The sequence below is a fragment of the Clostridium sp. 16K-1-R1 genome, from assembly GCF_023921145.1.
GTDB classification, from domain to species: Bacteria; Bacillota; Clostridia; order Clostridiales; family Clostridiaceae; genus Sarcina; species Sarcina perfringens.
This window is the reverse complement of the sequence record NZ_CP046515.1, coordinates 1,481,972-1,507,960: the sequence shown is the minus strand read 5'-3', so window position 1 is coordinate 1,507,960 and position 25,989 is coordinate 1,481,972. Positions and strand designations below refer to the sequence as shown.

The 25,989-nt window shown below is 28.1% G+C and carries 22 protein-coding genes and 1 riboswitch; of the genes, 3 read left to right on the top strand and 19 right to left on the bottom strand.

Going from position 1 to position 25,989, the window contains the following annotated elements; all coding sequences use genetic code 11:
- The first annotated feature begins 189 nt into the window (after window positions 1–189).
- Both GOM42_RS06575 and GOM42_RS06570 read left to right on the top strand, forming a co-directional pair.
- Window positions 190–1,374 carry a cyclopropane-fatty-acyl-phospholipid synthase family protein gene (locus GOM42_RS06575; protein ID WP_003448915.1) on the top strand — a complete coding sequence of 395 codons (1,185 nt, stop codon included), beginning with the start codon at window positions 190–192 and terminating at the stop codon, window positions 1,372–1,374.
- Window positions 1,375–1,534: 160 nt separating this feature from the next.
- Window positions 1,535–1,678: a hypothetical protein gene (locus GOM42_RS06570; protein WP_003458600.1), complete on the top strand. Its 144-nt coding sequence runs from the start codon at window positions 1,535–1,537 to the stop codon at window positions 1,676–1,678.
- Window positions 1,679–1,723: 45 nt separating this feature from the next.
- On the opposite strand, the gene GOM42_RS06565 is transcribed toward GOM42_RS06570, so the two are convergent.
- From GOM42_RS06565 to cobT, 17 genes are all read right to left on the bottom strand, one after another.
- Entirely contained in the window at window positions 1,724–2,524 is an 801-nt protein-coding gene (locus GOM42_RS06565) for a 5'-methylthioadenosine/adenosylhomocysteine nucleosidase (protein WP_110034729.1), read from the bottom strand.
- 289 nt (window positions 2,525–2,813) lie between these two features.
- A complete protein-coding gene (locus GOM42_RS06560) occupies window positions 2,814–3,980 on the bottom strand; it encodes an SAM-dependent methyltransferase (protein ID WP_110034728.1) in 1,167 nt (388 codons plus the stop codon).
- Between the two features lie 221 nt (window positions 3,981–4,201).
- Window positions 4,202–4,633 carry a hypothetical protein gene (locus GOM42_RS06555; RefSeq protein ID WP_057231393.1) on the bottom strand — a complete coding sequence of 144 codons (432 nt, stop codon included), beginning with the start codon at window positions 4,631–4,633 and terminating at the stop codon, window positions 4,202–4,204.
- 228 nt (window positions 4,634–4,861) lie between these two features.
- Window positions 4,862–5,311 (bottom strand): glutaredoxin domain-containing protein, encoded by a 450-nt coding sequence (locus GOM42_RS06550; protein ID WP_011590659.1) that lies wholly within the window; start codon window positions 5,309–5,311, stop codon window positions 4,862–4,864.
- Between the two features lie 92 nt (window positions 5,312–5,403).
- Window positions 5,404–11,301, bottom strand: coding sequence for a discoidin domain-containing protein (locus GOM42_RS06540; protein WP_110077434.1), 5,898 nt, complete (start codon window positions 11,299–11,301; stop codon window positions 5,404–5,406).
- Between the two features lie 275 nt (window positions 11,302–11,576).
- Window positions 11,577–13,040, bottom strand: a complete 1,464-nt coding sequence (locus GOM42_RS06535; protein ID WP_011010197.1) for a cobyric acid synthase — start codon at window positions 13,038–13,040, stop codon at window positions 11,577–11,579.
- A gap of 9 nt (window positions 13,041–13,049) precedes the next feature.
- Complete coding sequence (locus tag GOM42_RS06530; protein ID WP_003458530.1) at window positions 13,050–13,703, bottom strand: diphthine--ammonia ligase; 654 nt, start codon at window positions 13,701–13,703, stop codon at window positions 13,050–13,052.
- Between the two features lie 9 nt (window positions 13,704–13,712).
- On the bottom strand, window positions 13,713–14,468 hold the full coding sequence (locus tag GOM42_RS06525) for an ABC transporter ATP-binding protein (protein WP_003472318.1): 756 nt from the start codon (window positions 14,466–14,468) through the stop codon (window positions 13,713–13,715).
- A gap of 4 nt (window positions 14,469–14,472) precedes the next feature.
- Window positions 14,473–15,504 (bottom strand): iron ABC transporter permease, encoded by a 1,032-nt coding sequence (locus GOM42_RS06520; RefSeq protein ID WP_003458539.1) that lies wholly within the window; start codon window positions 15,502–15,504, stop codon window positions 14,473–14,475.
- Window positions 15,491–16,408 carry an ABC transporter substrate-binding protein gene (locus GOM42_RS06515; RefSeq protein WP_003464144.1) on the bottom strand — a complete coding sequence of 306 codons (918 nt, stop codon included), beginning with the start codon at window positions 16,406–16,408 and terminating at the stop codon, window positions 15,491–15,493. The genes GOM42_RS06520 and GOM42_RS06515 overlap by 14 nt, the downstream gene beginning before the upstream one ends.
- A gap of 310 nt (window positions 16,409–16,718) precedes the next feature.
- Window positions 16,719–16,897: riboswitch (cobalamin riboswitch) on the bottom strand.
- Window positions 16,898–16,981: 84 nt separating this feature from the next.
- Window positions 16,982–18,046, bottom strand: coding sequence for a threonine-phosphate decarboxylase CobD (cobD, locus tag GOM42_RS06510; protein WP_011590657.1), 1,065 nt, complete (start codon window positions 18,044–18,046; stop codon window positions 16,982–16,984).
- Window positions 18,043–18,990, bottom strand: a complete 948-nt coding sequence (gene cbiB, locus GOM42_RS06505; RefSeq protein ID WP_011590656.1) for an adenosylcobinamide-phosphate synthase CbiB — start codon at window positions 18,988–18,990, stop codon at window positions 18,043–18,045. The genes cobD and cbiB overlap by 4 nt, the downstream gene beginning before the upstream one ends.
- 2 nt (window positions 18,991–18,992) lie before the next feature.
- A complete protein-coding gene (locus tag GOM42_RS06500) occupies window positions 18,993–19,637 on the bottom strand; it encodes a histidine phosphatase family protein (protein WP_011590655.1) in 645 nt (214 codons plus the stop codon).
- A gap of 4 nt (window positions 19,638–19,641) precedes the next feature.
- Window positions 19,642–20,022, bottom strand: coding sequence for a bifunctional adenosylcobinamide kinase/adenosylcobinamide-phosphate guanylyltransferase (locus GOM42_RS06495; RefSeq protein ID WP_003448817.1), 381 nt, complete (start codon window positions 20,020–20,022; stop codon window positions 19,642–19,644).
- A 13-nt stretch (window positions 20,023–20,035) separates the two neighbouring features.
- On the bottom strand, window positions 20,036–20,791 hold the full coding sequence (locus GOM42_RS06490) for an adenosylcobinamide-GDP ribazoletransferase (RefSeq protein ID WP_003481152.1): 756 nt from the start codon (window positions 20,789–20,791) through the stop codon (window positions 20,036–20,038).
- Entirely contained in the window at window positions 20,775–21,335 is a 561-nt protein-coding gene (locus GOM42_RS06485; RefSeq protein ID WP_011590653.1) for a bifunctional adenosylcobinamide kinase/adenosylcobinamide-phosphate guanylyltransferase, read from the bottom strand. The genes GOM42_RS06490 and GOM42_RS06485 overlap by 17 nt, the downstream gene beginning before the upstream one ends.
- 37 nt (window positions 21,336–21,372) lie before the next feature.
- On the bottom strand, window positions 21,373–22,458 hold the full coding sequence (gene cobT, locus GOM42_RS06480; protein ID WP_011590652.1) for a nicotinate-nucleotide--dimethylbenzimidazole phosphoribosyltransferase: 1,086 nt from the start codon (window positions 22,456–22,458) through the stop codon (window positions 21,373–21,375).
- 64 nt (window positions 22,459–22,522) lie between these two features.
- On the opposite strand from cobT, the gene GOM42_RS06475 reads away from it, so the two are divergent.
- The gene (locus tag GOM42_RS06475) at window positions 22,523–23,323 is read left to right on the top strand and encodes a choline/ethanolamine kinase family protein (protein WP_011010189.1); all 801 of its coding nucleotides are present in this window, start codon (window positions 22,523–22,525) and stop codon (window positions 23,321–23,323) included.
- Window positions 23,324–23,632: 309 nt separating this feature from the next.
- On the opposite strand, the gene GOM42_RS06470 is transcribed toward GOM42_RS06475, so the two are convergent.
- The gene (locus tag GOM42_RS06470) at window positions 23,633–24,931 is read right to left on the bottom strand and encodes a M20 family metallo-hydrolase (protein WP_011590651.1); all 1,299 of its coding nucleotides are present in this window, start codon (window positions 24,929–24,931) and stop codon (window positions 23,633–23,635) included.
- A gap of 211 nt (window positions 24,932–25,142) precedes the next feature.
- Window positions 25,143–25,877 (bottom strand): metalloregulator ArsR/SmtB family transcription factor, encoded by a 735-nt coding sequence (locus tag GOM42_RS15715; protein WP_011590650.1) that lies wholly within the window; start codon window positions 25,875–25,877, stop codon window positions 25,143–25,145.
- Window positions 25,878–25,989: the final 112 nt, after the last annotated feature.

Genomic DNA, 25,989 nt, shown 5'->3' with positions numbered 1-25,989 from the left:
TTCCATAAAATATATTTATTTTATTATTTTCTCTTTTTTATTAAATATTTTTATGAGTATTTTTAAGTATTTTTTGATTAATTTATTAGATTCAGTAAATTTAAGGAATTAAAGTGCATTTTTCGAAAGATTTTTTAACAAATATGGAGTATCATAAAAATATAAATATTAAATGAGGTGATTTTTTTTATGGAAATTAACAAAAATATAGTCAAATCAATAGCTGAACATCTTTCAGATAGACCTTTTGACTTAGAATATTGGGATGGTGAAATAATTAAGTATGGTGAAGGAGAACCTGAATTCAAGCTTATTATAAAAAATTTCCCAAGTAAAAAAGAACTTTTATCAGATCCTAGTGTAGCTTTAGGTGAAGCCTACATGAAAGGTGATATTGATATAGAAGGAGATCTTCAAAAATTCTTTGAAAGTATTATTCGTAACAAAGATAGCTTTATGAACAAAAATACAGTATTTAGACTTGCTTCTAAAATAAAAGCTCCATCTTTAATAAAATCAAAAAAAGATATAGCACATCACTATGATATAGGTAATGATTTTTATAGTTTATGGTTAGATAAAACAATGAGTTATTCATGTGGATATTTTAAAAATCCAACAGATACACTTTATGATGCCCAGATGAATAAAATACATCACATATTAAAGAAACTTAATTTAAAAGAAGGTCAACATTTATTAGATATAGGTTGTGGTTGGGGTTACTTAATAATAGAAGCTGCTAAACTTTATAAGGTAAAAGCTTTAGGTATAACTCTTAGTGAAGAACAATTTAAGAAAGCTAAAGAAAGAATAAAACAAGAAGGACTTGAAGATTTAGTTGATGTTCAATTAATGGATTATAGAAACTTAGAAAAATCCAACTTAGAGTTTGATAGAATTGTTAGTGTTGGTATGGCAGAACATGTTGGTCACGCTAACTTACCTTTATTCTTCAAAAATGTTGATTCTGTATTAAAAGAAAGTGGATTATTCCTATTACATAACATAACTAACCTTGTAGAGACAGAAGGAAACAAATGGATCACAACATACATATTCCCAGGTGGATACCTTCCAACATTAAGAGAAGAGCTTAATATTGCAGCAGATATTAACTTCCGTACATTAGATGTAGAAAGTTTAAGACTTCATTATATGAAAACATTAGAAGAATGGTGTAAAAACTTCATGAATCATTTAGATGAAGAAAGAGATATGTTTGATGATGAATTCTTAAGAATGTGGCATTTATATCTTGCTACTTGTGCAGCTGCATTCCACTATTGGGATATTGACATACATCAAATTCTATTCTCAAAAGGAATAAACAACACTCTTCCTATGACAAGAAAATATTTATATGAAGACTAATTAATATTAAAGTCTTTTATAAATTAAGTCTTATTATAAGGTTTTAATACAAGACCTTATATATTGTAACATATTAACTTTTTTAGCTATGTTCTCAAAGAATATCTTCTAAAATTATAGGAACAATATATATTGAATTTCTTTTTAGGAGGTATTTAAAATGAATAATAATAAATCAGCCCATGACATAGCTAAACAAATGATTATTGATGGTGAATCCTTCGATAAAATAAAAGAGGTTACTAACTTAAGATTAAAAGAGATAAAAAGAATTCAAAGAGATGAAATAAATCCAAAGTTTTAATTTCAATAATAAAAAATCCAACTTAAATTTAAGTTGGATTTTTTATTACATATTTTCAAACATTGATTTTAGTATTGATGTTGAATTTTTAACTCCCACAGGTATAAATTCTTTATAATCCATGTGAGCCCCATTATTAGCATTATCTGATATTGAACGTATTATTACAAATGGAATTTTATTAAGATATGCAACTTGAGCTATAGCTGCACTTTCCATTTCAACTGCCTTAGCATTAAACTCTTTATCTAATACTTTAACTTTATTACTATCTGCAATAAATTGGTCTCCAGATACTATTCTTCCTACATAAGTTTTAACCTCTGGAACATTTTTTGCAGCCTCTTTTGCTAAGTTTAATAATTTCTCATCAGCTTTAAAATCATAAACATCCATTCTAGGTATTTGTCCGATTTTATCTCCAAAAACAGATGCATCTACATCGTGTTGTACATATGTATCACCTATAACTATATCTCCTGGATATATATCTTTAGATACTCCTCCAGCAACCCCTATATTTATTAAAGATTTAACATTAAATTCACTTGCTAATATTTGAGTACATGAAGCTGCATTAACTTTTCCTACTCCTGATACAACAGCTACAACATGTTGCCCCCATAAGTCTCCATCATAAAAAGTTAAATCATTTCTTTTTACTTCCTTTTGATTTTTCATATCCTTAAGAAGTACTTCTAGTTCTTCATTCATAGCACCTATGATTCCTATAGTATTTTCTTCCTTAGATGCTTCTACATTTTTCTTGCTTTCACATGCAATTAAGCTAAAACTTGTAATTAATATAGCTAATAATACACTTGTTGTCTTTTTTAATATATTCAATTTGCCCCTCCTAAAAGTGTTTATTCGAACTATATATTATCTTTAAATTAAATAGTTCGTTATTCCACAAATAATTATACATAATATTTTTATAATTACAAGTATTTTTTTATATTTTTTAATAAAATCAAATATTAATTAATAGTAAACCAAAAATAGAGAGGAAAGTAATTTAAAAACTCTCCTCTCTGTTTTAAAAACTTATTAACTTTAAAGCTATTACGAATTTTATAATTTTCTTAAAATATTAATTAAATAAAAAACTTACTTAAATTAAAGGTTTTATTAATTATATTAAGTTATCATCTTTTAAAAGCTTATATAATGTTGGGCTTAAATTAAACTCATCCATAAGATTATTAACCTCATTTAAAGACTTTTCTTTCTTAGCCTTAGAAACATTTCCTTTAGTTGCTCTTATTAATATATTTTTAGGTGAATGTGCTATATCTATAAATTCTAAAAGCTGAGTTTTATATCCTGCACACTCTAAAAGATTAGCTCTAACTGAATCAGTCATAAGTGCTGATATTCTTTCTTTAATTATTCCATAGTTAGTAAGTATAGAAAACTTTTCACTTTCTATTTGACTATTAAATTCATGTTGACAACATGGAACTGAGAATATCATTTTACTATTCCACTTTATTGCATTATATAAAGCATAATCTGTTGCTGTATCACAAGCATGTAATGTTATTACCATATCTACTTTATTATTATATTTAAATCCATTTATATCTCCAAGCTCAAAATGTAAATTTTCATAATTATATTTTTTAGCTATTTCATTACATTTTTTTATAACATCAGCCTTTAAATCTAATCCTATCATATTAACTTTTATCTTTTTGATTTCAACAAAATAATAATATAATATAAATGTTAAATATGATTTACCACATCCAAAATCTAATATTGTAAGCTCTTTTTGATCTATCTTTTTTATTTCATCATCTATTATTTCTATAAATCTATTTATTTGCTTGTATTTATCATATTTAGAGTTTATAACCTTTCCTTCTTTAGTAAAAACTCCTAAGTCTATAAGAGGCTCTATAATCATTCCCTCTTCTAATATGTAGTTTTTCTTTCTATTATGTTCCTTCTTTAAAACTTTTAAAACCTCATTATTTTTCTTAATTCCTAAAAATACCTTTCCCTTTTTAGAAACCTTAAGATCGAAAGAACTTTCCTTAGAAAAAGCATTTAATTGCTTGTATTTAGAAATAAATAATTCTTCTACCTTCTCTTTAAGTTCTTTTTTTTCTATATTTTCATGAAAAACTTGTTTTTCAGTATATTTCTCTATTTGATAAAAATCCTTTTTATTTTTTTCTTTAAGCTGAAATACTATTTTTTTATATTCAGTATCCTTATTTAATTTATTACTAATTACTAGTTTTATGATTTCCTCTTCTGTAATCTTATCAATTGCTTTTATTAAATCATCCATTAAAACTCACCTTACAATCTATTATTAAAGTTAAACTTAACATTTTTCTAAAATAAACTCTTATCTCTGATTTTTATTAGTGTCTTTAAGTAAATTTTCTCCTTAAAAATTGACCCATTATAAATATCCATCATAGATTAAAGTTAAAGTAATATTAAACTTAACTTGCTATATAATATAATACATAAGATTTAAATATATATCAAATATGAGCTTATAATTTACATTAGAATATCTTTTATATTTAGAACTCTATTTTCTCCTAATAACTCTTTAGCAATATAACTTAAATTAAAATCCTCTGTAACCAAAGAAAATTCACATTTTTCTTTCAAAGCTACTATAAGTAACAAGTCATTTTTGCTTATCTTTTTTCCATTATAATAATAAAATTCACCTTTTATATGATCAAAATTTATCTCTTTAATAAAATTTTCTGCCATTATATTATCTAATTCAATTCTATAAGGAATTAACTTCATAAAACGCTCTGACATTATTAATTCACCATTAAATAACATTCTTTCTTTTTTTGCTAGTTCCTTAAGTATTTCATCTATAATTATAATTTCATTTTCCTGTAAAATATCATTAAATTCTTCTTTATTCCAAAGTTTTATAATAACATTAGTGTCTAGTATATAATTCCCCAAAATCATCACCTCTAAAAAAAAGCTTAAAGATATTATATAAAAAATATATAGCTAACAAATAAACTTTAATATTAATTTAATGAAAATATTATATTTAAAATAAATGTTTATTTCTAGATATAAAAGCTATTTAAGTCTAAATATATATAAAAATTTAAAATATGACTAATAAAAAGGTTTATAAAAGATTTTATCTCTTATAAACCTAATTAATAATTTCACCATAATTTATTTAGCATCAAGCTTATTTTTTATAACCCATTGATCTAACTCTTCTTCACTTTTTACTTCAAAAATTTCATCAATTATTTTTCCATTTTTCACATAATACATTGAAGGGGTAGAATCAAATTCTGGAAAAACCTTATTTATTTTCTTTCTATTATTTTGAATTTCCTCTTTAGATGTTCCTTCATTATCCAAAACAACTTCATGAATACTTACTTTGTGATTTTCTAAATAAGGAATTAATATCTTCTTTAAATTTATACAATCTTTACAAGTTGACTGAGTAAAAAGTATAATAGATTCTTCTTTTTCAGCAATTGTAATAGCATTATCTAATTTAATCTCTACTATACTCCCTTTAGAAGTATCTCTAAGATAATTTCCTTCTATACAACCAACTAAATTGAGTAATAGTATAAATATAAATACTATCTTTGTTATTTTTCTCATAATTTAACCCTCTCCCTAAAATGTATATCATTATATTCAAGGAGTAATAAAATTATACTTATCCTCCTTGAATAATTATTACTTGATAATATCTACCTTGCTGTTCTAATAGTTATTGATGACTTTTCTGAAATTTTTCCATTTGAATACTTAGCTGCAATCTTAAAATTATAAATTGTATGTCTGTTTAATTTATTAAACATATATGAAGTTTCATCCGCTTCTAACTTAGCTACTTTCTTTCCATCTCTATAGAGTATATATCCTTCTAATCCAGTAGTTGATTCTGGAGTAGTCCATGTTACAGTTACATCTTTTTTATTAACCTGAGAAGCTTTAAAGTCTCTTACTGGACTAACTATTATTTCCTCAGAAACGCTATCTTCTACTATAACCTTGGAAGTAGCAGATTTTCCATTAGGTATTGTAGCAGTGATTAAGGCTTCTCCTTTGCCTATTCCAGTAACTACTCCATTTTCATCTACTTTAGCAATGCTCTCATCACTTGAAGTCCAAGTAATAGTATCATTACTTTCTATAGGATTTAATACAGCTTTTAGTTGCTCTGATTCATTAACATTTAATTTTAACTCTGTCTTTTCTAATGTAATAGATTCAGCACTTACTTTCCCCTCTTTTCCGTAGAATACTAATTCAGCTGCACTTGCATACTTATTATTTGTATCTCCTAAAGTTTTAAGGGCTGTAAATCTTAAATATTGAGCATTAATAGTATTAAATCTTATAGGATTATATCCTCTATTAGCCAAAGCATTACCAGCTTCATTAACTTCTAGGTTCCCTGTTCTTACCTCAGTCCAATTTTCATTATCTAAACTTGTTTCAATCTTATACTCAGTAACATGACCATTTCTACTGTTTTGTCTTGGTAAATAGTCTATTTGATTAAGATCATAAGCTTTATCTAACTTAATTGTTATAGATACTGGTAGTTTATCTGCAGCTTGATAAGCTGAATGCCAAATGGTATTTTCATCTCCATCTACAGCATTCTCTTTATAATCTCTATCTGCTTCACTAGTTGCATAAATAGCTTCTAACTTGCTAGAATCTATCTTATCCTCCTCTACAGTTTCACGTTCTTCTAACTTTGAAATTTTGCTTCTTAAATTTATTATTGCATCTCCAATTTCTTTTTCACTTGAACTATTTTCTAATACATCTTCAGCATGTTTAATAGCTTCAAGTAAAGCTTCATAAGATTCAATAGTATATATCTCACTTAAAGATTCATAGGATTTAGCTTCTTCTATGGCTTTAGTTAATAAAGTTTTATCAATTCCATCTAAAACAACTATTTCTTTTTCAACTTTATGATTTCCCTCAGCAGTAGTTGCAACTAATTTTGCTACTCCAGGATTTAATCCACGTAAATAATAAGTTGCTTTATCCTCTCTATCTACACGTAAAATTTGCAAAATATCAGGGTTTTCTGAGGCTAATCTATAGTTTAAGTTATTTGCATTATCAGGTGTAACTTCTGCAAAAATAGGAGTAATTCTATTTAAATATACTGATTCTGGAGTATTTTCTGCGAAACTTATTCCTGTTGTTTCCACTTCACTCTTCTCATAAAATTCAATTTCATTTATAGCTAAAGTATTCTTATCTTTATGAGAATCTAAAGCAGTAATTACAATCTTATCAAATTCTTTTCCACCTAATTCATAAACAGTTGTAGCCGATGTAATATTAGCTTTTTCTCCTAAATCAAATTCTTCTCCATTTAAATATCCAACAGCCTTAACCTTTTTCATGGCTGCAATATTTATGGTTCCATTTGAATTCATTCTATTGTATATAGTAAAATTTTCTAAAGTTTTTGGTTCATTAAATTCAAAGGTCATTTCAAAAGGAAGAGTTCCCTTATCTTGTTGATCAGAAGTAAATATCCATTTTAAATCCATACGCGAACTATCATCACTACTTGTTGTTCCATCTATTAATTTATCTAATCCCATTCCTGATTGTAATTGACTTGAGTCACCACTTACAGTAATGTTTTCTTTTGAAACCTTACTACTATTTGGTCTTCCAGATGGTAATTCACTTTCTAAATCAATAATTTTAGCAATAGCTGACTTAGAATTTAACTTGCTATCTACTAATAAAGCATTGCTAATCTCCATATCCCAGGTAATATTTTGTTTAGCTTTTAATGTTATTCTAGCAATTGTATCTGTTCCATTTACTTTTACATTATCTCCTATATTAGTAAAGTTCACATAAACATGTTGAGTATTATCTGTATGAACCCTTGCCTTTGAAAGATTTTTCATTCCAGAAGTGGAAACAGTTCCTTCAGTCTTAATATACTCATACTTAGTAGAATCTAAAGGAATTTCTGCACTAAATGCATTAATATCTGAAAGACCTGTTCCTACTAAATCAATAGTAAATGTTTCACCAGATTTAATTTCAGATTTACTTGGTACAAGCATCATATCTCCTTGAAGTTCTAATCCTTCTGAAGGTTTTACTCCACCTTCCAATTTACTAGAAACATAAGATATATCGTAAGCATCAATCAAACCATTGTTATTTAAATCTGCCATTGATACATAGCCCCAATCAGAGTCAGCAGTAGTTAATCCAGCATAGTTTTCTAGGAATACTAAATCTCCCTCTTCTATTGAACCACTATTATTCCAATCTCCTACAATCTGTCCATTAGTTCCATCAACCTTATAAGGTCTAAACTCTCTCATAGCCAAGAAGTTTCCTATAGATTCCTTAGTTACAATCTTAAAGTAACGAACCTTTATTGGCTTATTAAAGTTTATAGTTTTAACTTCTCCATCAGTAGCCCATGGTGCTATATCTGAACCTTCAGCATTACTAAATACTTTTTCATAAGTTACTCCATCTAAGCTACTATATATTTCTGCTCTCTTAACAGAACCATTACCATTTTTTCTAAATAATAATTCTAATTTCTCTATTGTATATGCCTTTTGCATATCAATTATAAATGGTTTATCTATAGCACTATCTTGTGAGTGGAATTGTGATGAATCGTCTCCATCAACAGCCTTACTTGGTTCATCACTGCTATATTGTCCCCATTTCCACTCTGTTTTCATATCCTTAGGCACATTTCTGTATGGATCTAAATCAGTTTTTACCTTTATCAATTCACTCCAATTAGAATGTCCATCCTTATTTACACTTCTTACACGATAACTATATTCAGTATCATAATTCAATCCTGTATCTAAATACTCAGTATTTTTGATATTTTTAAATATAGTTCCATCAATTTCAACATCATAAGTTGTAGCACCTTCAACTTCATCCCAAGTTAATTTTATAGATTCAGGAGTTATATCTTCTTCTGATGCCCTAAAATTACCTGGAACTCCCAAACTTTCATTCACTTCATTTTTATCAATATCTTGAGTATTATTAAATCCATCAATGGTTAATTTAACTTCATTTTCTTTTACATTTGTTTTATCAACTTTTACACGAAGCTTAGGTGTTGAAGTAATTTCAACCTTTGCAAATTCTGAACCTTCAGTAGCATATTTATTAAGATTTGGAGTTTCATCATAGAAATACATATTGCTTCCCTTTTCAAATTCTTCTAAACTTTGCGCTTCTGTTAGCTGAACATCATTACCACCTAAAGTAACACCTAAATTGCTTGGTTTTTCACTTACATTAACTATAAACTCTGTTGATCTATCTAAAACTATTCCATTATAGTCTCCTTCTAATAATCCTACATTAATAACAGCAGTTCCTTTTCCAGTCTTTGGAGCACTAGAAGTTACCATAGTTTTAGCTGATTTTCCTTCCTTATAATCAGTTGTTAAACCATCATCCTCATAAACCTCAAAACTTGTATCTCCACTTGGATATACTTCATAAATACGATGGGAATCATCTCTTTCTTCTGGATTATTATTTTCACTAGTCATTGGAATTATTGCTCCATTCTTAACAAAGATAGGCAATTTCCATAAAGGAGCTTCAAAATTATTTAATACTCCACCACCCCTATATTGCTTTCCAGTAAAATAATCAATCCAAATTTGCTCTTCATCTGGAAGATAAATATTATTTCTTATATCATTACCTTCTGAATCACCATCTGTATTTTGATATATAGGAGCAACTAACATATTAGGTCCCCACATATATTGATACTGTGTATCAGTTCCATAAGTATATTCTTCTGGATATTCAAGCATCATAGCTCTTATCATAGGAACTCCATTATTAGTAGCTTCATTAGCTATACTATAATTATATGGCATCATTTCTGCTTTTAATTTTAAATACATTCTATTTATTGAAGTATAAGGCTCTCCAAATACATATGGATATTTAGCATTTGCTCCCCATCCATCCATATCTATTTGTACTGGAGTAAATGTCTTCCATTGAAAATCTCTAGTTTGTACTAATTTACTTCCTCCAAATATGCCATCCATATCAGATCCTACATTAGGTTGACCTGAAAGACCAGCCCCTATATATGTTGGTATATGAAATCTTATATATTCCCATTCTCCACCATATTGATCTCCTGACCAAATACTTGCATAACGCTGAGTTCCAGCCCATCCATCTAAACTTACTATAAATGGCCTTGCCTTATCTTTTGAATTATTTATTATTCCTTCAGCAGCTTGTCTAACTGAGTTAAGTGCAAATGAATATCCTGCTCCAACCCATGCCACATCTGTTTTAACTCCATTTGTGCCAGCAACCCCAACTTCCTTATCTATATCACGCTCAAGATAAGCCTCTTGATTTCCTGTAGGTTTTAAAGAACTCTGTGTCCAAAGTCCTGTTTGAATTCCAAAGCCTCTTGCATAATCAACAAATTCTTTTAAATTAGCTATGTTTCCATCTATACTTTCTTCGCGTCCATATCCACAACCATAACCATCATTAGGTAAAAACCATCCAAGTGGTGTATCATTAGAAACATGGTCATCAACTACTTTTTTAGCATCAACCATTAAACTCTCTTGTCTATCAAAACCAGGCTTTTGTGTTTGAGACTCTTGTCCTGTTTCATCATTTATCCAGTCACGAGAATAACAGTTTGCATGTCCTAAATAAAATCCATACTCAGGTAACAAAACTGGTTCTCCTGTTAGTTCTGTGAACTTATCTATTATATTTGTTGGTTTTTCATCAATAAAATAATAAGCATCAAAACGATTCTCTTCATGTTTTGTTGTAACTTTACCTGATGCAGAAACTTCAAAATCATACTCACCAGGTTTAAATGTATGTCTCATAACTCCATACCCATTAGTTGAAAAATAAAATGGATTTGGACTTGCAACACCACCATCTACCCAATTATTTTCATTCTTAATATTTATCTTTTTACCCTTATGAGAGAACCTACCATTTTGCATTCCTCCACCATAGAAATATTCATCTTCATTTGACTCAAGAGTCTGAATAGTACCGTCTACTCTATGCTTTAAAGGTTCAGCTTCCTTCCATACAGTTTTATTATTTAATTTATTAAAAAGCTCCATTTTTCCAGTTGATTTTTCTATTCTTAACTGAACAGCACTTGTAGATATTTTTATTATTTCTCCATCTTCCACTATTGGAGTAGGATTTTCATATTCTTCCTCAGTCTTATTAATTATTTTAGTAATATGGTCCTTACTATTTGGAGTTGGCTCCTCTTGAAATTCTCCTGTAGGATCCATATAAATTCTTAAAACATCCTCTTTCAAGAATGATATTCTAATCTTTTCTCCTGTACTTAAATCCAATAATACATCGTTTTCATTTTGAGTAAAATTTTCTACTCCTCCAATTTGAGAATAATTACTTTCCTTTATTTCTTTTTTCTCCTCTTTTTCGATATTATGATTTATCCCTTCTGTTGGAAAAGCATAAATTAATGTTGAAGGTAAAAGAATATTAGATGTAAAAATAGTACCTAAAGTTAAAACACTTAATTTTTTAATAATCATCTTTCTTTTCATATTTTTCCCCCTAAATTTCTATATTATTTAATTCCAAAAGGAAAATAAATATCTACTTAAAGAATAATAAAGATTAATAAATTCATTATTGGTTTATTCAATTATTAACTCATATTTCAATATTTAATTATATTCACTGAAAATCAAATTAATACAAAATTAAAAATTCATGGATACTTAGTCATGCATTTTTATCTAATGTTCTATATAAAATAAATACTACTTTAAAATAAAAACAGTGTATTAAATAATAAAAATTAATACACTGTTTAAAATTAAGATCTAATTAGATTCTCAACATATGCCATGTCTATATTCTCTTCTAAAAGTTCACAAAGCTTATCATATTGACTCATTTTATAATCTTTATAATTAACTTCATTACTTTCTTCTATGTTTAATTCTTTCTTTAACTTATTTATAAGCTTTTCTCCAAAGTCTCCCTCATCAAAGATTCCATGAATATAAGTACCAAAAACATTTTGTTCTTTGTTATTCATTCCAAGAACATTACCATTTTTCTCTTTTATCCATATATTCTCTTTAGCTGTAGGAACACTTTCCCCATTATGAATTTCATATCCACTTACTTCATTTCCTTCTAAATCAAAGGCCACAACCTGTTTAGTAGTTTTTTCTTTATTAAATGATGTTACTATATTTAAAAGTCCTAAGCCTTCTTCTTCTCTTATGTCACCTTCAACACCAAGAGAATCAATTATTTTTTCTCCTAATATTTGATAACCTCCACATATACCAAATATTAATTTTCCATTAGAACTTTCATTAATTAGCGCCTCTTTAAAACCACTTTCTTTTAAATAAATTAAATCATCTATGGTATTTTTACTTCCTGGAATTATTATCATATTTGCATTTTCTAAATCCTTAGGATTCTCAGCATACCTTATACCTACATCTTTTATTCTTCCTAAGGAATTAAAATCAGTAAAGTTTGACATATGAGGTAATCTAACTATTGCTATATCTATCCCTTTACCATTACCTTTTCTTAATTTAATAGAAGCACTATCTTCCTCTTCTATATCTAAATCAAAGTAAGGCATAACTCCTAAAACAGGGATTTTTATTATTTCTTCTATTTGTCTCATTGCAGGTTCAAAAAACTCTCTTTTTCCCCTAAATTTATTTATTATAACCCCTTTAACCCTTTTTCTCTCTTCTTCAGTTAAAAGCATTATAGTACCAACAATAGAAGCAAAAACTCCTCCTCTGTTTATATCAGCAACTAAAATAACATCAGCGTCTGCTATTTTAGCAGTATGCATATTTGCTATATCAGTTTCTCTTAAGTTTATTTCAGCACAGCTTCCTGATCCTTCTAAAACTATTAAATCATAATCATTTGAAATGTCATCATAAGCTTCTTTTGCTTTTTCCTTAAGATATTTATTTAATTCCTTATATTTATAAGCATCCATAGTGCAATGAACCTTACCTCTAACTATTACCTGAGTTTTAAATCCTGCACTAGGTTTCATCAATATAGGATTCATATATTCCTTAGGATCAATTTCACAGGCTTCAGCTTGTACCACTTGAGCTCGTCCTATTTCATCCCCCTCCTTTGTTACAAAGGAATTTAATGATATATTCAAAGCTTTATAAGGAGCAACCCTATATCCTTTTTTCTTAAAATATCTACAAAAGGCTGCTGCAACAGTACTTTTTCCTACGGAAGATGCTGTACCAAGAAGCATTATACTTTTATACTTCATAAAACACACCTACTTAATATCTAAGAATCCATGAGTTTCTGTTAATATATTATCTCCAGTTTCAAAGTTTATTCTTTCTTTAAATAAAGGTCCATCAAAAACAAATGTATGATATTCTCCATTTTCTCCACAAGCATCTGAACCAGCTGCTTTTAATCTTTCAACTACATCCTTAGTTAAAACTTCACCTAAGAATTCTTCCCCTAAAATGCTTAATTTTACATTTTTAATTACAGTTTTGAAGCCACTATCTATAAACTCGTAAGTTAGAGCCTCTCTATCTTCTTCCCAAAGTGGGAAAATAGCTTCAAGTCCTGCTTTTTCACATTTATCTTCACACCAAGTTCTATGAGCCATTAAATCAATATCTCCAAATACACAAGCTTCTGCACCCATTTCCTCTTTAATCTTCTTTAAAGCTTCAACAAATGTTTCACCATAGTTTTCTTTTCCGTTACTTGCAACTAAAACTAGAGGTATATCTAGAGATTTTGATACGTCTTTTAATAATTTATCTGGTATACCATGGAACCAACTTCTTAAAACTTTTTTATCAACAGTAACTAATAAAGCTACTGGAGTATGTCCAGCCTTTATCATTCTATATAATGATAATGTACTATCCTTTCCACAACTATATGATACAACAAACTTTTTTTTCATATTGTCCACCTACTTCCATCTTTCTAATGCTTCTAGCATGAATTTTCTTATGTCTATTTTATATACATCTGTAATTTTAGAACTATTTAATAATTCTCTTGCTTTTCCACTACTATAAATTTTACCTTCTTTTATTAAAATTGCATCTTCACTAAACATCTGAACTAAATTTAAATCATGTAAAACTCCTATAACAGTTTTGTTATTTTCCTTTGTCCATTTATTTATATAATCTAAAATTTCAATTTGACATTTTAAGTCTAAATGATTTGTTGGTTCATCTAAAAGTAATATTTCAGGATCTTGAGCAAAGGCTCTTGCTAAATAAACTCTCTGAAGTTGTCCTCCTGATAATTCATTTATTAACCTATCCTTTTCATTTAATAATCCTACGCTTTCAATACACTTTAAGACTATATCCCTATCTTTCTTTGTAAGGCTTGAAAAAATACCATCCATATGAGCATATCTGCCTAGTGAAACTGTTTCAAAAACAGTATAAGAAAAATACACTTCAGAATTTTGACTCATCAATGCAACTTTTTTAGCTAAATCTTTTCTTTTTATATTTCTAATTTCTACCCCATCTAGCTTTATTTCACCTTTGTATTCTATTAAATTAGCTAAGGCTTTTAAGACTGTAGATTTACCACACCCATTTGGTCCTATTATAGATATGTTTTCTCCTCTGTTTATGTTAAAAGATAAATTATGTATAACCTCATTACCATCATATCCACAACATAAATTTTTAACTTCTAGCAAAATATCACCTACTTCTTTTTCCAAAGTATAGATATGCAAAAAATGGTGCTCCAATTAATGCCGTAATTGCTCCAACTGGTAATTCTGATGGGGCAATTAATGTCCTTGAAACTAAATCTGTTAATACCATTAAAGTTCCTCCAAGTATAATACACATTGGAATTACTATCTTATGACTAGCTCCAAATATTTTTCTAACTATATGAGGAGTAATAAGATCAATAAATCCTATAACACCACTTAAAGCTACGGCACTTCCAGTTAAAATTGCCACTGAAACAAGTAGTGTCTTTTTCACCTTTTTAGTTTCAACTCCTATTGCCTTTGCTCCATCTTCTCCAAAGCTTAAGATGTCCATTTCCCTTGTATATCTTACAGCCATAAAAATTCCAATTATTAAAAATGGAATTCCAGCCAAAACATATGACCAACTCTTCATAGCAAATGATCCCATTTGCCACATTGTAATAGCCTTTAAATCTTCACTGCATATAGATGTTACAGTTGTTAACATTGCACTAGTAAAAAGTGATAACACCATACCAGCTAATATTACTGTATTATTTGAAAGCCCTCTATCAACTTTATTAGAAAAGATAATAACAGCAAAAACAGTTAAAACTCCACATAAAAATCCTATAATAGGCATAGCTAAATTTCCTATTACAGGAATTGAAATTCCAAGAACTATGTATATTCCAACTCCTAGGGAAGCTCCTGATGAAACTCCTAGAGTATATGGTGATGCTAATGGATTCTTTAATATAGATTGAATTATGGCTCCACTAACTGCAAGAGAAGCTCCAACTCCAAAAGCTAATAATACCCTTGGTAATCTAATTACCCAAATAATTGCTACGTCCTCTGGTTTTATACCAGTTCTAAGAGGAATATTAAAAATTTTATTCCCAACTATAGAAATAGTATCCCATATATTAATATTGGAACTTCCTATGGAAGTTCCAATACAGAGTACTAATATTACTAATGGAATAGCTAGTAATATTAGTAGTTTTCTTTTTTTAGATTCCTGCATATTGTTCTGGATAAATATCCTTTGCCATTTGTTTTAATACATTTACCACGTATTGACTTCCACGTGATGATGCATTATTGTCTACTAAGAATATTTTATTATCCTTAACAGCAGTTATTGTATTCCAACCTGGACGTTTAGCAATTAAATCTGTAGCATTTTCAATATAACTTTCATTTGTTAAAATTACATCTGGGTTTGCTTTTATAACAGCTTCTTCACTTGGAGAAATCCAACCCTTTTCATTACCAAATATGTTTTCTGCTCCAATTATAGTTAATAAGTTATTTAAGAAAGTATCACTTCCAAAGCTATAAAGTTTTGAACCTGATCCAATTTCAAAGTAAACAGTTTTCTTATCTTTTATAGTTTCACCTATAGCTTTTATTTTATCTACTTCACTTTTCATTGAATCAACCATTTTCTTTCCTTCAGCTTCTGTTCCAGTTAACTTAGCTAAGAAATTGATATCTTCATATATTCCATCTATACTATCACTAGTTGGAATATAAACTACAGGTATTCCTGCATCCTTTAAAGCCTTAAATGGATCTTCTTTTCCTGTTCTATTATGCCCTGAAGCTATTATCACATCTGGCTTAAGAGCTACTATAGTCTCTGCATCTGGATTTCTAAAGTCTATTTTAGGAATATCAGGATTTAATCCTTTTACATCTGCCGAATATTTATCAACACCAACTATTTTATCACCTAGTCCTAAACCTACTAATATCTCTGTATTAGATGGAGCTGTTGATATTATTCTTTCAATCTTTTTAGGTACTGTAAATTCAGTTCCTTCCATATCTTTCATTGTTACTGTTTTACTTCCACATCCAGTAAACATAAGTAATGCCATCATGGTTATCATTACTAAAGAAATTACTTTTTTAAAGTTTCTCATATTCTTCCTCCACTTTCACCTTTATAAATTCTTAAGTTATATGAAGGATTCCTATTTGATTTTATTTAATGATTTTAATATGTATTTTTTTAATATTGCTAAGCATCCCTTACAATCTATAAAAGCAAATCTGAACTTTCCTAAATTAAGCTTAAATCATCATAAATCAAATTTCTCTTTCATAAAACTTAACAATTAAAATATTTGAGGCTTAAATTAATACGTATAAAATAAAAAAACATACCATTTTAAGAAGGTATGTTAAGCATATTTAAATCATACGCACCCTATTATCCTACCCTCAGAAGATAATAGTACTTAAATAAAAGGCAGGTATCCCGACTTTGCTTCTTCCTCCATCTCGTCTTCCCACACAAAAAATGCAGTGACATATTGAGATTTTGTCTGCTTCACGGTTACTGAGGTAGTTGAAGACTTTAACTTCATTCCCTATTAAGCGAAAATCACACCAATTATTAGTTAATCAACTTGATTATATTATTATATTTTATCATTGTCAAACTTCTTAATTTAATATAAAACCTATTAATAATAAAAGTAATAGTATAAGGCTTATTTTAAAACCTTTGAAAGTTCTTCTAAAAGCTTTTTGTTTTCTTCCCTTGTTCTAACTGCCACCCTATAGAAGCTATGGTCTAAGCCAATATAATTACTACAACTTCTTATTATAATACCTCTTCTAATTAATTCTTCTCTTAAATTTATATTTTTATTCAATTTAAAAAATATAAAATTTACTGCACCTTTAAAAGTAGTAATATCTTTAAAATTTTCTAGGCCATTATATAAAAATTCATTTTCTTTTTTTATGTAAGCTACGCTGTTTTTAATATACTTAACATCTTTTAATGCTTCTCTTCCTGCATAGTCTGCTACGGTATTTACACTCCAAGGAGTTCCTACTGAATTTATTTTTTCTATAAAATTATTATTAGAACTTAATCCATAACCTAATCTTATTCCAGGAAAGGCAAATAATTTAGTTAAAGATTTTACTATAATTAAATTTTGGAAATTATCAAGTTCTTTAATAAGAGAGTATCTATAATTATCTTCAACAAAGTCTAAGAAAGATTCATCAAAAACAACTGTAATATTCATTTTTTTTGCTTTTTCCAATACTTTTAATGAAAAATCTTTTTCTATTAAAGCACCTGTAGGATTATTGGGATTGCATAAAAATATAATATCTAATTCTTCCTTGATTTCTTCTAAAAATCCATTATCTACTGAATAATTATCTTTTAATATATAATGGTTAACTTCACACTCAACAGAATTTAAAGCATCCTCATACTCTGAAAAGGTTGGTGCTACTATAAGGGCCTTTTTAGGTTTTATTCCTCTTACTATATTAAAAATAACCTCTGCTGCACCATTTCCTAGAACTATATTTTCTAAAGCTACCTTTTCAAAGTTTGAAATTTCTTTTTTAAGCTCATAATAAGTTATATCTGGATATCTCTCTATAGAATTTATTCCTCTTACCATAGCCTCTTTTACTCTTTCAGAGATTCCTAGGGGGTTTATATTAGCTGAAAAATCAATAATTTTATTTTCTTTTAAGCCATAAATCCTCTTAATTTCTTCTACATTACCACCATGTCCTAAATTCATATAATCACCTCTAAAATACATCTAATAATAAGTGCTACTACCATTCCTAAAAAAGAAACCATTCCTAATATATTATTAGTCTTATAAACATCTGAAATTTCTATTTTCTTTTTAGCATCTCCTATGGTTGGTTTTTCTACAAGCTTTCCAAAATAGTAATTTGCTCCTCCAAGTCTTATTCCTAAAGCCCCTGCAACAGCTGCTTCTGGATGAGCACTGTTAGGACTTGAATGATTATATCTATCTCTTTTGTATATTTTAAAACTGTCTTTGCAATTAAGTCTTAAAATAAAAGAAGAGATTACTATAAGATAAGCTGTTAATCTAGCTGGAATATAATTAAACACATCATCAAGCTTAGCTGAGAAAAATCCAAAATCCTTATATTTATCATTTTTATATCCAAACATTGAATCACATGTATTTACTGCTTTATATAAGAAAGCTAAAGGTGCTCCCCCAATTCCTGCAAAAAGTAAAGGTGCTATAATACCATCTGACATATTTTCTGCTACAGTTTCCACTACAGCTCTAACTATAGCTTCTTCATCTAGATTTTCAGTATCTCTTCCTACAATATAAGATAATTGTTTTCTAGCCTTAACAATATCTCCTTCTTTTAAAATCTTAATTACTTTAAGTCCTTCAACTTTAAGTCCCTTAGCAGAAATACAAAAATAAATAAGTATTCCAGATACTATGGTTCCTAAAATAGGATTAATCTTATTAGCAATATGTACAATTCCTAAAGTTACTCCAAAGGTTATGAAAACTATAAAAAGCCAAGCAAAGAAGCCTGCAATCTTAAGATTTTTCTTGAAAACCTTTCTCCAAAGCTTTTCCATATTAGATGCTAGTTTTCCTATATATCTAATAGGGTGATATGGATTATTAGGATCTCCTATTATTAGGTCTAAAACATATCCTATTATAATTTTTATCATTTCTAAAACCTTTCTATTATTTCTAGTCTTAAATTATCTGTTATGTCTTTTTCAAACTCTAGACTTGAAAAATCTCCTTTTAAGTTATTGATATCCTGTTCAACTTTTAACTTATATCCTCCTCCACACTTAGGTTGATAAGTATAGAAGTCTAATTTATCCTTTTCAAAGAGTTCTAAAATACAAGCTATACTTCCTCCATGACATACTATTAAAGCTTCCTCTTCTCCCTCTTTCTTAAGGGTTAGAAGTAATTTTAAAAATGCTTTTTTCATTCTCTTTTCAAAATCCCTTCTTGATTCACCATTAGGACATGAAACTTCCTTGCTTTCATCTAAGATCCAGTCTAAATATTCCTTGTCTTCCTTTAGCATTTCATAAGACTTTAGTTCAAAATCTCCAAAATTATACTCACCAAATTCCTTTATGACTTCATACTTCTTATTTGGATATAAAATATTAAATGTTTCATTAGCTCTTTTTGCTCCACTTGTAAAATTTCTCTTACATATTGGCAAACTCACACTCTTTCTTTTTTCCTCTAACTCTTTTTTTCCTTCCTCACTTAAAGGCACATCACTTATTCCACAATAAAGTTTATTCTCATTGCAATAAGTCTTCCCATGTCTAATTAAATAAATTATCATCTTATTATTCACCCTTTAATCTTGTTCCTATTCCAAAAAATATTCTATAAACTTCTTCACTTTCCTTTGATAAAAACTGAAGAACTTTTCCAGTCTCTTCTCTCCATAATCTTTCCTCTTTCTTTAAAGGAACTATTCCTGAAGATATTTCATCACAAATTAAAATTTTATCTTTTAATAATTCTTTTTTTTCCTTAAAAAAGCTTAAAGACTCTTTTCCTTGTAAGGCATTAAAATAAATTAATCTATCTATTCCACTAATAACCTTTTTAGAAAAGTCTATAGAATCTTCTTTGCAATAAAATATTTCCTCTTCATTTATGCCTAACTTTTCTCTTACATACCTTAGTTTTCCATTATAGGCACCGCCAAATAAAAGTTTCAAAAGCTTCTCCTCCTTAAATAATTCCTAAAAGTAAAATTCCTGTAAACTCCATAAGAACAAGAATGTATCCTGCAACATCTCCATTTATTCCTCCTAATTCTTTTTTTACTTTTAAAAGTAAAATAAAAGAAATAAGTCCCATTGCTAAAATAGCTATTAAATAATTTATTCCTAAGGTGAAAAACGTTATTAATGCAACTAATACATATATTCCTAGTAAAATTATTTCATCTACTTTTCCAGTTCCTTCTTTAAAAAATTTTGCTAGAGAACTTTGTCCAAGCATCTCTTGACTTACAATAAAGTATCCATTTATTGCCCTTGATGCTATTGGTATAAATATTAATATTCTCATATCTAAATTTTTATTTAAAACAGTAAACATTCCAGCAAATTCTACTAATAGTAATAAAACTACAGAAATAACTGAAAAAGCTCCAACTGTAGAATCCTTTAAAATTCTAAGCTTTGTCTCCTTATCTCTTCTAGAAAGAAGTGCGTCAGAAACATCCATAAAACCATCTAAGTGTAAGAATCCAGTTAAAATATATGGCACCGTTAAAATAAGAGCTGCCATAAGCATAATTGGTACATTTAGCTTACTTAATACAAAAAAACTTAAATACCAAAGTGCTCCTATAATTAACCCTATGAAAGGATAAAGCTTCATTATATGTTTTGCAGCCCTGTCATCCCATTCATATTTAGGCAATGGAATAACTGTAAACATGCTTAAGGTCATATTTATAGCCTTATAAAAAATTTTCATCTTCTAAAACCTCCTCTCCTTTATGAAATATTAAGTTTCCAAAGGAAGCTTCTATAACCACATCTGAGAAGGAAGCTAATTCACAATTTATTTTGCCTAATTCTCTTTTAAAAGACTCAGTATAAGAATCATATTTAATTCCATCACTAAAAACATAATCTGAAACTATTACTAAATTAGAAACCTTAGTTCCTAGTCTCTTTATGTCCTTTAAAATATTACTATGTACACTTTCATTAAATTCTTTTCCTACAAACATCTCATTAGTAACTAAAGAGGTTAAACTGTCTAGTAAAACAGTATCTTCCTTAGAAAATTTATAAAATATCTCATTTAAATTTCTATGTTTTTCAATGGTTTTAAAATCATATTTTTCTCTATTCTTCAAATGATTTTCTATTCTCTTTAAATCCTCTGAATCATAAGGGTTCATAGTAGCTAAGTAATAAAGCTTCCCTTTTCCTTTTTTTGAAAGATTACTACTATAAAATTCAGCATAAGAAGATTTGCTACTCTTAGCGCCTCCAATAATTAAAACTATCATAACTAATTAAATTAACTCCTATAATATTTTTAAAGTTTTAAAGAACAATATAACATTCTTCATCCTTTACATCTTCTAAATAGCTGTTATCTATATTTCCTTCTTCAAAGGTTGCCATATTATTCATCATGGCTGTTGCAAAATCAATTACTGAGAAAGCTATTGGGCATCCACTTCCTTCTCCTAATCTCATATTTAAATCTAACATAGGATCTAAACCTAACTCTTTTATAGCTAACTCATATCCTATTTCCTGTGATTTATGAGAAGTAAAACAAAATTCTTTAACTAAAGGATTTAATCTATTAGCTAAAAGAGCTGCCACAACGGATATAAATCCATCTATCACTACAGGGATTCTATAGAAAGCTGCTCCTAAAAATACACCTGTCATTGCTCCAATATCATATCCTCCAACCTTTGAAATAATATCAATAGGATCATCAAAATTAATATTATGTTTTTTAACCACTTCTTCTACAATTCTTTTTTTCTTTTCAAAAGAAGCATTATTTATTCCGCCACCTTTTCCTACTACTTGAGAAGTTTCACACCCAATAAGAGCTTTTAATACTGCTGCTGAAGTAGTGGTATTTCCTATTCCCATTTCACCTACTCCAAGTATTTTATATCCCTTTTCCTTAGCTATTTTTACAGCTTCTATTCCGATTTCTAAGGATTTTTTAGCTTCTTCATAAGTCATAGCTGGTTCCTTATAAATATTTTTAGTTCCCTTTGATATCTTTCTATTTATAACTCCTTCTACAACTTCATCTGAATTAATTCCCACATCAAAAACCATTAAATCTGTTCCATTAGATTTTGCCAATGTAGCTACTCCCGTAGTACCTTTTATAAAGTTTTTTGTTTGAAGTAAGGTTACACATTGAGGTGCTGAGGCTACTCCTTCTTCTTCAACTCCATTGTCAGAAGACATTATAATCACACACTTTTTATCAATATTATTAAACATATTCCCAGTTATTCCAGATAACCTTATGGCTATATCTTCTAACTTCCCTAAACTTCCTAAAGGTTTAGCTAAAGAATCTACTCTATTTTTAGCTTTTAAAATCATGTCATTATCTAAACCTTCTATTCCTTTTAACACCTCATTTAACATTATCCTTTTCCATCCCTTCTTATTTTTTGATATAATATTTTCATTAGAATATAAGGAGATTAAGATGACTAACAAAATGAAAAATCATAAGATAACCAAACTAGGCGGTCTTAATAACTCAAATTATTTATTAGAGTGTGAAAATAATAAATATGTTTTAAGAATACCTAGTAAAGATAATAAAAATAATTTTTCAGAGGAAAATTTTGTTTTAATATTTGCTAATTTGAACAAGCTATCCCCCCCTATTATATATCATAATAAGGATAATGGAATACTAATAAGCAAATTTTTAGAAGATTCAAAGGTAAATATGAGTACATTTACATCTTTAGAATTCCTTGAAAAACTCTCAATTAATTTAAAAAAACTACATATTCTTAAGTGTGAACATATTTTTAACCCTTTTGAACATATAAGAAAAAATTTTCATATTTTAAAATCTAAAAACTTTAATTTTCATGAAGGCATTGATTTAGTCTTAAATAAATTAAATATTCTTGAAGAAAAATTAAGCAAAAATATGACTCTTGGCCTTTGTCATAACGATTTAAATTCTTCAAATGTACTATATCATAATAAAAATGTTCTTTTTATTGATTTTGAATTTTCTGCTATGTGTGATATATTTTTTGATTTAGCTACTGTATCTTGGATGCTTGATGAAAAAAAGAGATATTTTTTAATAAAAAGTTATTTTGGCTACTACTCTTATGAATTAATGGAAAAATTAGAAAATTACCTTTTTGTAGTTAAGCTTTGGAATGCTTCTTGGAGCTTCTTAAAGTCTTTAAATACTAATTCTACATATGATTATAAATTAGGTGGAAATATGATCATAGATGATTTATTATCCACTCTATAAAAGGGCTTTATCAAAATATAACAATAAAACTTACAAACAGTATGAAGAGAATATCTAGATAAGCTTTAGAATTTAAATTATTACGTAGAAAATATCACGTTAAAAAGCTGAGACTGTTAATTTCTTAGGAATACAATCTCACAAAGTTCAATTGCATAAGTTCAAGAATCCAAATTAAAAATTTGGACTTTCACTTAAAATCTAGTAATTCTCGGAATATGTTTGTAAGTTTTATAAAAAGTTATTTTGATATAATCCCATATATACATAGAATAATTATTAAATATAATTCATCTTTTAAAAATTTTATTATTTTTTATTGCAAAGATTCATTACTACTCTTAAATATAAATTTATTGCTGGAAACAGATCTTCTTCATTAAAATCAAACCTAATAGAATGATGTTCATCCTTTAACTCACTTCCAAACATTATATAAGATGCTTTTCCTCCATTTTTCTGTACTCTTTTCATCATATAACATATATCTTCACTAGCACCAAAGTCTTCTTCATCTATTACATTGTTATATCCCTTTATATTTTTTGCCTCCCATTTAATAATATCAATTAACTCTCTATCACTACTACCACTTATGGATCTTCCTAAACAGGATATTTTCACATGATTATCATGCATATCTGCAGAAGCTTTTAGAATTCTAGTTGCATAACTTTCCATATATTCATTTAATTCTGTAGTTTCTCCTCTAGTCTCTACTTCCATAAAAGCTTTTCCAGGAATTACATTTCTACCACTCCCTGCAATTAACTTTCCTACATTTATTCTTGTTATGCCTTCACCATTTCTTGGTATAGCATCTAAGTTTAATACTGCTGTAGATGCAGAAAGCAAAGCATTATGCCCTTTTTCAGGTGCAACTGCGGCATGGGAAGACTTCCCTGTAAATTCAGCATTAATTTTAGATGTTGCTAAAAATCCCTTTGTTCCACAGATTATTTCTCCTGATTTCCTTGCCTTTATTCCTATGTGACCACTTAATAAATAATCTACATCATCTAAGATTCCTGATTGAGCCATTGGATTTCCACCGCAGACGCTTTCTTCTCCAGGTTGAAAAATAAGCTTTATTGTTCCATTAAAATATTCCTTAAATCTAATAATCCCTTCTGCAACTCCAAGACCAATAGCTATATGACCATCATGTCCACAAGCATGCATAATACCTCTATTTAAAGAAGAAAAACCATTTTTAAAAGGAAAATGCTCATTATTTTCACATTCAAGTACTTTTACTCCATCTATATCAAATCTTAAAGCAATAGTTGGACCCTCTCCATTTTGTAAAATCCCAACTACTCCAGTGTATCCCCCAATCATATAATCACTTAATTCTTTATAGGCACCTTGATTTAAGGATTTTTCATAACTTTTCTTTAAATCAAGTTCGTTTGGTACATCTAACCTATGCTCTTCACTTATTATTTCTTTTCCTATTTTTATTTCATAACCCATTTCTCTTAAATATTTTCCAATTAAAGAAGATGTTCTAAATTCTTTCCATGCAATTTCAGGATATTTATGAAAATCCCTTCTATAATTAATTATTTTTTCTCTAATCTCCCTTAAAAACTTCTCAATATCCAATTTTAATCCTCCACATTAAATAATTTTTAAAAATACATATACTTAATAATACTTACCTTCTCTGTATAATAAACCTTTTAAAAAATTATTAATGTTTAAATTAATTTTTTTAAATAAAAAAGGTACTACATCTTTAAAATGTAATACCTTTTTAGTATTTTTCTTATAAATATTTTATTCTAAATAATAAAAAGAACTCGCTTTTTCTTTATTAATGACTGCATCCATCATGATTACATGTATGTGTGCTTGAGAACTCTTTTAATTCACCTTTTTTTAATGCTTCTAAATTAGCTTCTATATCTCCTTCAATAGCTTTGTAAACTTTAATTCCCATAGAATTTAATTTACTTATAGCACCAGCACCAATTCCACCAACAACTACAGCATCTACAACTTCACCTGATAAAGCTTTTATTGGTTGACATTTTCCATGTTCATGACCTAAATCACCATTGCCTACAGTAGTTACTTCATCTTTTTCTAAATCACATATTACGAAAGTTGGAGCAGTACCAAAATGACCATATGGTACACTTTTAACTCCTTCATTATTTTTAACTGGGAAACAAATTCTCATTATATTTTCCTCCTTCAAATTTTTATTATTTATGCATTTAGCATGTTTACATATCTTATTACATTTTTCATAGATATTTTCTTTTGTTTTTATATTATTATCATTATTTACGATATAATTAATTAAGATATTAATGCTTTCTAACTGCTCTATATTTAAATCATAAACAATGTGATAACCTATTTTATATCCAATTACGAGATTTGCATCTTTTAATATTTTTATTTGTTGAGAAACAGCAGATTCTGAAATGCTAAGTTCTCTAGCTATTCCCTTTGCACACATAGATCTTTTATTTATGAGATGTAGTATATTTATTCTAGTTTCATCTCCTAGTGCTTTAAATATTTTTATTTTATCTTCCATAAGCCACCTCTTATTTTTAATTAAGCATTTCCTTAATTAAATTCTACTCCTATTTTTCTAGAAATTCAATATCTAATTAAGTATTTTCTTAATTAAATTTATTTTTTAATAT

What these genes read in the sequence shown, in the direction of transcription:
- GOM42_RS06575 (WP_003448915.1), top strand. Translation starts at nt 190, where the DNA reads ATGGAAATTAACAAAAATATAGTCAAATCAATAGCTGAACATCTTTCA.
- GOM42_RS06570 (WP_003458600.1), top strand. Translation starts at nt 1,535, where the DNA reads ATGAATAATAATAAATCAGCCCATGACATAGCTAAACAAATGATTATT.
- GOM42_RS06560 (WP_110034728.1), bottom strand. Translation starts at nt 3,980, where the DNA reads ATGGATGATTTAATAAAAGCAATTGATAAGATTACAGAAGAGGAAATC.
- GOM42_RS06550 (WP_011590659.1), bottom strand. Translation starts at nt 5,311, where the DNA reads ATGAGAAAAATAACAAAGATAGTATTTATATTTATACTATTACTCAAT.
- GOM42_RS06540 (WP_110077434.1), bottom strand. Translation starts at nt 11,301, where the DNA reads ATGAAAAGAAAGATGATTATTAAAAAATTAAGTGTTTTAACTTTAGGT.
- GOM42_RS06535 (WP_011010197.1), bottom strand. Translation starts at nt 13,040, where the DNA reads ATGAAGTATAAAAGTATAATGCTTCTTGGTACAGCATCTTCCGTAGGA.
- GOM42_RS06530 (WP_003458530.1), bottom strand. Translation starts at nt 13,703, where the DNA reads ATGAAAAAAAAGTTTGTTGTATCATATAGTTGTGGAAAGGATAGTACA.
- GOM42_RS06520 (WP_003458539.1), bottom strand. Translation starts at nt 15,504, where the DNA reads ATGCAGGAATCTAAAAAAAGAAAACTACTAATATTACTAGCTATTCCA.
- GOM42_RS06515 (WP_003464144.1), bottom strand. Translation starts at nt 16,408, where the DNA reads ATGAGAAACTTTAAAAAAGTAATTTCTTTAGTAATGATAACCATGATG.
- cobD (WP_011590657.1), bottom strand. Translation starts at nt 18,046, where the DNA reads ATGAATTTAGGACATGGTGGTAATGTAGAAGAAATTAAGAGGATTTAT.
- cbiB (WP_011590656.1), bottom strand. Translation starts at nt 18,990, where the DNA reads ATGATAAAAATTATAATAGGATATGTTTTAGACCTAATAATAGGAGAT.
- GOM42_RS06500 (WP_011590655.1), bottom strand. Translation starts at nt 19,637, where the DNA reads ATGATAATTTATTTAATTAGACATGGGAAGACTTATTGCAATGAGAAT.
- GOM42_RS06490 (WP_003481152.1), bottom strand. Translation starts at nt 20,791, where the DNA reads ATGAAAATTTTTTATAAGGCTATAAATATGACCTTAAGCATGTTTACA.
- GOM42_RS06485 (WP_011590653.1), bottom strand. Translation starts at nt 21,335, where the DNA reads ATGATAGTTTTAATTATTGGAGGCGCTAAGAGTAGCAAATCTTCTTAT.
- cobT (WP_011590652.1), bottom strand. Translation starts at nt 22,458, where the DNA reads ATGTTAAATGAGGTGTTAAAAGGAATAGAAGGTTTAGATAATGACATG.
- GOM42_RS06475 (WP_011010189.1), top strand. Translation starts at nt 22,523, where the DNA reads ATGACTAACAAAATGAAAAATCATAAGATAACCAAACTAGGCGGTCTT.
- GOM42_RS15715 (WP_011590650.1), bottom strand. Translation starts at nt 25,877, where the DNA reads ATGGAAGATAAAATAAAAATATTTAAAGCACTAGGAGATGAAACTAGA.